The organism is Snodgrassella alvi (assembly GCF_002777425.1).
Classification (GTDB): Bacteria; Pseudomonadota; Gammaproteobacteria; order Burkholderiales; family Neisseriaceae; genus Snodgrassella; species Snodgrassella alvi_B.
This window is the reverse complement of the sequence record NZ_MDVC01000040.1, coordinates 1-1,332: the sequence shown is the minus strand read 5'-3', so window position 1 is coordinate 1,332 and position 1,332 is coordinate 1. Positions and strand designations below refer to the sequence as shown.

Here is a 1,332-nt window from a genome sequence, read left to right as displayed (position 1 = left end):
TATTTGAAGAAAAAATTGCTATTCATTTAAATATTAATAATTTAGATGATTTTTTAAATAGTATATTTAGATACAATCAAACTTTTGATTTATCATTATTGTTTTTAGAACCTGAAAGGATACTGGTTATTAATGATGATGAATATGAAGTACATCTTCATTATTGTATAAACAATTAGAAATATGCAGTTAGGGCACACTAAAAGAGCTGACTAACGAAAACGACGAAATCGTCTGGGAATGCAGCTATCAACTTTGGGGTAAGCGGATTCATGAAATCGAACACGAATCAGTAGAGCAAAACCTCAGATATCAGGGACAATATTTAGACAGAGAAACTGGCTTACATTACAATACTTTCAGGTATTATGATCCGGATATAGGTAGATTTACCCAGCCAGACCCGATTGGGTTGCTGGGTGGGTTTAATCTGTATCAGTATGCATTTAATTCTCTAATGTGGATTGATCCATTAGGATTAGCACCATGTGCTAAAGTAAGTGAGTTTGATCGTATAAAAAGTGGTAAAGTCTATAGAGTTATTAGACAAGATGAAAACATATCTTCTGGATTGTTTTCACTAAACCCAAATAATATAAAAACGGTTGCAGGACATGTAACATCAGGAAGTCGTTCTCCATCTCAGTTTATATCTGCAACCAAAGATTTAAGTATCGCTGAAAAATGGGCTAGTAAAACTGGAAATAGAATAGTTGAAATAGACTTGAGTAAAATTTCGGGTGGGGCAATTGATATATCTTCTACTAAAGGTCTTGACCTCTTAGGTAATCAATTTGCAAGACGATTAGCTAAAGGTTCTTCGGAGGTGCTATTTGACGCACCTATTCCAGCAAATGCAATAAAACTAATTAATTAGGTATTTTATGAAAATTATAAATTCTGATGTTAATGAAAAGATTATCGGTGTAGTTGAAAAAATTAGATTACTAGATAAGTTAGATGAACAAACAATGAATGATCTCTATACTTCACTGGATGAGATGGTAACTAATTATAAAGAAAAAAATTTTATTTCAAAGGAATTAGCATATAATCTTTTAGTCCTGCATGACAATTTAGAAGGTGCTTTAAACTTTGGTTCTTATGAAGACATGGAGTATATAAGTAATATTAATTCAAAAGTAAGCGAATATATTGAAAAAATATTTCTAAGTTAAAAAGAAAAACTGAAATTAAATCAGGATGACTAATGGTACTAACACTATGACGCCCTTGGCAGATGCATTGAAAAACGGAAGTTAGACCGCGAAGGTTAACCGTACAACCGTACCCGCTTTCTATGGGACGGCTTAAGAATGATTCAGGAAACCG

At 32.5% G+C, this 1,332-nt stretch carries 2 protein-coding genes; both read left to right on the top strand.

What is annotated here, in order from left to right:
- Positions 1 to 208 precede the first annotated feature (208 nt).
- Positions 209 to 877: an RHS repeat domain-containing protein gene (locus BGI33_RS13970; RefSeq protein ID WP_100089934.1), complete on the top strand. Its 669-nt coding sequence runs from the start codon at positions 209 to 211 to the stop codon at positions 875 to 877.
- A 7-nt stretch (positions 878 to 884) separates the two neighbouring features.
- Complete coding sequence (locus BGI33_RS03360) at positions 885 to 1,178, top strand: hypothetical protein (RefSeq protein ID WP_025315306.1); 294 nt, start codon at positions 885 to 887, stop codon at positions 1,176 to 1,178.
- Positions 1,179 to 1,332: the final 154 nt, after the last annotated feature.